This is a genomic window from Thermosynechococcus sp. (genome assembly GCF_046299635.1).
Taxonomy (GTDB): Bacteria; Cyanobacteriota; Cyanobacteriia; order Thermosynechococcales; family Thermosynechococcaceae; genus Thermosynechococcus.
This window is the reverse complement of the sequence record NZ_JBKBHV010000044.1, coordinates 1-5171: the sequence shown is the minus strand read 5'-3', so window position 1 is coordinate 5171 and position 5171 is coordinate 1. Positions and strand designations below refer to the sequence as shown.

The window sequence follows — 5171 nt, the reverse complement described above, 5'->3', positions numbered from 1 at the left end:
GTCCGCCGCTGGCACGAACAAGATCGCAAGTGGGAGGAACAAGTCCGCCGCTGGCACGAACAAGATCGCAAGTGGGAAGAACAAGTCCGCCGCTGGCACGAGCAAGATCGCAAATGGGAGGAACAAGTCCGCCGCTGGCACGAGCAAGATCGCAAATGGGAGGAACAAGTCCGCCGCTGGCACGAGCAAGATCGCAAATGGGAAGAACAGAATCGCCGCTGGTATGAGCAACTTGCGGAAATTCGGCGGCTGGATAAACGGTTTGAGAGTACGATAGGCGCCCTAGGAGCCCGCTGGGGCATTGCATCTGAAACGAGTTTTCGGAATGCCTTGGCCGGCATCTTGACGGAATCCTTTGGGGTTGAAGTGCTGAACTTGACCCTTTATGACCGTGAGGGCGAGGTGTTTGGGCGTCCGGATCAGGTGGAACTAGACCTAATCATCAAGAATGGTCTAACCATCGCCTGTGAAATTAAATCTTCAATTGACAAAGCCGGGATGTATATCTTTGATCGCAAGGTGAATTTTTATGCACGGCACCACCAACGCCAAATTGACCGTAAAATCGTCATCTCTCCGATGGTGGATCCTCGAGCTCGACCGGTTGCTGAAGCACTGGGAATTGAAATTTATAGCTACGCCGACGCCGTAGAGGGTCTATAGGGTTTCCCGGCGATTAACAAGAGGGTGCAGAGTTGTTGTGAGGATGGGGAGGACTGGGCACAGGGTCATAGCCGCCCACGGCAAAGGGGTGACAGCGCAGAATACGACGAATGGCTAAGTAGGTTCCCTTGACCGCTCCAAAGCGGGCGATCGCCTCAACGGCATAGGCTGAGCAAGTGGGCGTGTAGCGACAGGTGGGCAAAAATAAGGGCGAAATCCAACGCTGATAACAGCGAATCAAAAAGATCAGTGCTTTGCTCAACCGGTTGGCCATCGCCTTTGCCTAGAACGTACCCCCATTATAGGCAGAATTAACGGGGGCGAAACAGATGGGGATGTTCGGGGTTATAGAGACAAGAGCGCAAGGAGTAATTGCCTTGCTGCTGTGCCGCCAGTGCCGGGCTAATCAAATAAAGGGTGGTGCGCGTCAAGCGCTGTTGCTGACTAAACGCGGCCATTTCGGCCAAGGGAACCAGCCACAACCGCTCATCGGGCCATCCCAAACGGTAACCCACAGCAACCAAGGTTTCGGGGGGATAATGCTGAAGGAGATTCCGCTGGGCACGCTGAACACAATTGGCACTCAAATAGAGGCAGAGGCTGGCCTTGTGTGCCGCTAGACTGGCCAACTCCTCCGTTGGTGGCACTCGCGTCCGGCCAGTGGCACGGGTGAGAATAATCGTCTGGACCAATTCGGGGAGGGTGAGTTCGGCATTGAGGCGGGCAGCGGCCAATTGATAGGCGCTAATGCCGGGGATAACTTCAACGGTAATGCCTGCTTCCGCAAGGCGGGCAATCTGCTCGTGAATGGCGCTGTAGAGGCTGGGATCCCCTGATTGCAAGCGCACCACCGTTTTACCCGCGTGCACGGCTGCCACCATCAGCGGAATGATCTCTTCTAGGGTCATTGCAGCGGTGGGAATACGGCTGGCGGCTGGGGACGCAAACTGCAAAATTGCCGTTGGCACTAGGGAATCGGCATAGAGAATCACATCGGCCGCTTGAATGAGGCGTTGCCCCTTGAGGGTGAGTAGTTCTGGATCGCCGGGGCCGGCACCGACAAAGTAAACCCCGGCAGTAGTCTTGCGTTCTGTCATCAGACCCTTCCTGACCATACTGCTTTTTCAGCGTAACTTTTGGCGGGGACCCGATTGTGTCAGGATCAAGACAGGTCAACTTAAGAGGTAGCGCATCATGAGTGGCAAACGCATTTTAATGCTCGTGGGTGACTATGTGGAAGATTACGAGGTGATGGTGCCTTTCCAAGCGCTGCAAATGGTTGGTCACACGGTGCATGCCGTCTGTCCGGATAAAGTTGCCGGCGACAGGGTTTGCACAGCCGTTCATGATTTTGAAGGGGATCAAACCTACAGTGAAAAACGCGGGCACAATTTTATCCTCAATGCTACCTTTGCCGAAATTGACGCCAGTACCTATGATGCCTTAGTGGTGCCGGGCGGGCGATCGCCAGAGTATTTGCGTCTCAATCCACGGGTACTAGAAATCACCAAGCACTTTGGCAAGACCCAAAAACCCATTGCCGCAATTTGCCACGGTCTGCAACTTTTGGCCGCAGCGGGGGTGCTTGTGGGTAAAACCTGTACCGCCTATCCGGCCTGTGGTCCGGAGGTGATGAATGCCGGTGGCAACTTTACCGATGTAGCGGTGGATGCTGTTGTGGTGGATGGCAATCTGGTCACAGCACCCGCTTGGCCGGCTCATCCCCGTTGGTTGGCGGCATTTCTCGAGATTTTAGGAACGAAAATTAGCCATCAGGAAACCGTTTAGGATGGCGGTGGCATGGCGATCGCCCTCAGCCAAATTGCCCAATATCTGCAACGGCACCAACTCAACTATCGGTTGAATGCAGCCAATCACCAAATTATTACGGGCGTTAACGGCGATTACCTAGAGCGATTTATCGTCATCATTGAGCTAGAGGAGGGGGGCGAGTTTTTTAAGCTGTATGCTCCCGATCTTTTGCCGGGGATTAAAACCCACCCTTTTCGGGATGCCATTTTGCAAACCCTACTGTGTATTTCGTGGCAAACCAAAATGTTGCAGTGGGAGTACGACCCCGATGCAGGTGAAGTGCGGGCGATGATTGAATTCCCGATTGAGGACAGTACCCTCACCGAACGGCAATTTTTTCGCTGCTTGGGGGCGCTGGTGGAAATCGTTGACAATACGGTGCCTCGGCTGCGGGAGTTGGTTCAAGAGGACTCTCTCCCTCCAGATGCGGATCTGGCCATGGGTGAACGTCTCCTGCTGACGATTCAGGAAGAGGCACCTGGGCTATTGGATCTCATTGCTCACGCCCTTGAAGCTCGTCGCCAGCGGGGTCAGATAAATTTAGATTTGGGTTAGGGTGCAGGGGGGGTTGCCCGCGCATAGAAGCGGCCATATTTCACTTCAATCAATCCCTGACACTTCTCACAACTAAAACGCCACAGCTTACCCACAGGAATTTTTAGCGGCTGATGACAATGCGGACACTCACCACTCCACACTTCTTCATCCCCCAGCATCCACATACTGCCCACGACCATCGGCAGACCAATAATAGTTCCTAACCCTGTGGCACAAAAGCCTAAACCCATAACTATACCGGCAATACCCGCCACCTTTGACTGATCATCGCGGGGTATTTTTTCAATTGTTGGCGTGGTGTAAATTTCCGATTCACAAGGGGACTGGGGGGGGTCTGTCGCGGCTTCAGGAGGTGGTGTCGTCTGCGGTGTCTCCTCTGTCTGACCCTGTGGCGCAGGCTCCGCCTCTAACCAAGGATCACGGAGGGGGGGATAGCTAACGGATTCTGGAGCTTGGGGAGGAGGTTCGGCGGTGGGTGCAGTGGGCAATGTGTCTGAGACGACCCAAGGATCCTCAACAATGGGTGCAGGGGCGATCGCTCCCCTAGGCGAGGATTCAGCTTCAGGAGTCATCTCGACTTGTGTGCTGATCTCAGTCTCTACGGCTTCTAGGGCGGCAATGTCCTCAGTCGTCGGTTCAGGGAAGTCGTCTTCTTCACTCTCTAAGGTCGCTTCAGAGAGTTCAGGGATCTCAGCAACACTTGCTTTTGCTTCTGGTGTTGCAATGTTCTCTTCTATTGAGTCAAGCGGTTCTTCAACTGGGCTGGACAATGGTTCAGCAGCGACCGCTAGAACTGGCAATTCCTCTGAGAATCCATCAAGGGTATCGGATTCAATGGGTTCTCTTTGGAGGGAGGGCAGATCAGATGTGGGTTCCTCACTATTGGAATTTGCCAATGCTGTGGGTAGGTTGGGGTCAAAAGCAGCCGCCAAATCGGCCAAACTGATGTCCTTCTCAGGATCACTTTCCGGGACTTCATCTAGGAAACTTTCCTGCGGCTCATTGATGGATTTTGCCACTGTCCCATCCTCAGCATTTTTAGTGACTTGCTGTAGGAGAGTGGCTGCTTCAGGGGCAACAATATCGCCATATTCAGGCGTGATCTCTACTGGAATGGGTTGTTCCTCCTCTTGGGGCGATCGCGTCACGGCATCCTGACGTTCAGAGGTGGAAGATTCCTCGGAGGTCGTAAAAGCGGACATCAAATCCAGCAGGGTCGGTTCAGGAGGGGATGGCTCAGTGACCTGCGGATCTGCGATCGCTGGCTGAGGGGGTTGAACTGCGGGCATGAGTTGTAATGAAAAATGACTTTCCCAGAGGGGAACGCCCAACACCCGTGACTCAATGAAAACCCGTTGAATCTCCGGCAAGTGCAATTTTTCCAAGGCCGTACGGATTAGGGTTACGGCTGCCCCTTGGTTGAGCATTTTTTCTGAATGCAGGGTAATCATTAGCTCCTCGGCCTGACGTACCACGGTGGCTTTTACCCGCTTGGACAGAAGAACCGCATTCAGCAGTGTACCAATGGCACGAGGGTCGCCCTGCCGCGCAATATCGAGCAAACGGGAATCACTCATAAACTAATAATGAATAGTAATGAAAGGGGGTGCCGCTAGTTCTAGCCTACAGCGATTTCGAGAGAGTGATGGGGGACTGCTGGCGATCGCTCCACTATCCTACCTAATCAAGAAGCAAGGTAATCTAAACTCTAAGTTTAGAGCTGTTGAAAAGCTTGAAAAAATCCCTTCGGCATCAAGGACATCCATACCCTTTTCTGAAGCGGCGGCTACAGGATCCTTGATTTGTGCGTTACCCTTTCGGCGTAACTTACCTTTTCGGGGATTTTAGTGGGGCTATGCGGGGGATTGAATAGCCCGAACTATTCTTAGTCTAGCTAAGGAATGGCTAAATGACAACTCCCACAAGCGTGTAAATTGTTACAAACGATTACAAGCACCCACTAGACTGGGTTTGCAGCAGTAATCTATAAGTTATTCAAAATTATACATATTTATAATTTTATCATGTATAATAATTGTTATGAGTAAACTATCCATCTCTCACGCCCTTCATAAGGTCACCAGTTACTTGGCCAAGAACCACGGCGAGGTGATCATCGAAGACCTGACTGTATCGGG

General features: G+C 52.7%; 6 protein-coding genes. 3 read left to right on the top strand and 3 right to left on the bottom strand.

Going from position 1 to position 5171, the window contains the following annotated elements; genetic code table 11:
• Positions 1-663: PD-(D/E)XK nuclease family protein (locus tag ACK4IR_RS12215; protein WP_409874630.1), on the top strand; the 663-nt coding region annotated here is incomplete at its 5' end.
• A 13-nt stretch (positions 664-676) separates the two neighbouring features.
• On the opposite strand, the gene yidD is transcribed toward ACK4IR_RS12215, so the two are convergent.
• Positions 677-937, bottom strand: coding sequence for a membrane protein insertion efficiency factor YidD (gene yidD / locus ACK4IR_RS12210; RefSeq protein WP_409874629.1), 261 nt, complete (start codon positions 935-937; stop codon positions 677-679).
• Between the two features lie 37 nt (positions 938-974).
• On the bottom strand, positions 975-1760 hold the full coding sequence (gene cobM / locus ACK4IR_RS12205) for a precorrin-4 C(11)-methyltransferase (protein ID WP_409874628.1): 786 nt from the start codon (positions 1758-1760) through the stop codon (positions 975-977).
• 97 nt (positions 1761-1857) lie between these two features.
• Between cobM and ACK4IR_RS12200 the strand changes: the two genes are divergently transcribed.
• Together ACK4IR_RS12200 and ACK4IR_RS12195 are read left to right on the top strand one after the other, a co-directional pair.
• On the top strand, positions 1858-2451 hold the full coding sequence (locus ACK4IR_RS12200; RefSeq protein ID WP_409874627.1) for a DJ-1/PfpI family protein: 594 nt from the start codon (positions 1858-1860) through the stop codon (positions 2449-2451).
• Between the two features lie 12 nt (positions 2452-2463).
• Positions 2464-3030 (top strand): hypothetical protein, encoded by a 567-nt coding sequence (locus ACK4IR_RS12195; RefSeq protein ID WP_409874626.1) that lies wholly within the window; start codon positions 2464-2466, stop codon positions 3028-3030.
• Here ACK4IR_RS12195 and ACK4IR_RS12190 read toward each other — a convergent pair.
• Positions 3027-4610, bottom strand: coding sequence for a hypothetical protein (locus ACK4IR_RS12190; protein WP_409874625.1), 1584 nt, complete (start codon positions 4608-4610; stop codon positions 3027-3029). The two genes, ACK4IR_RS12195 and ACK4IR_RS12190, sit on opposite strands and share 4 nt — an antisense overlap.
• Positions 4611-5171: the final 561 nt, after the last annotated feature.

What these genes read in the sequence shown, in the direction of transcription:
- yidD (WP_409874629.1), bottom strand. Translation starts at nt 937, where the DNA reads ATGGCCAACCGGTTGAGCAAAGCACTGATCTTTTTGATTCGCTGTTAT.
- cobM (WP_409874628.1), bottom strand. Translation starts at nt 1,760, where the DNA reads ATGACAGAACGCAAGACTACTGCCGGGGTTTACTTTGTCGGTGCCGGC.
- ACK4IR_RS12200 (WP_409874627.1), top strand. Translation starts at nt 1,858, where the DNA reads ATGAGTGGCAAACGCATTTTAATGCTCGTGGGTGACTATGTGGAAGAT.
- ACK4IR_RS12195 (WP_409874626.1), top strand. Translation starts at nt 2,464, where the DNA reads ATGGCGATCGCCCTCAGCCAAATTGCCCAATATCTGCAACGGCACCAA.
- ACK4IR_RS12190 (WP_409874625.1), bottom strand. Translation starts at nt 4,610, where the DNA reads ATGAGTGATTCCCGTTTGCTCGATATTGCGCGGCAGGGCGACCCTCGT.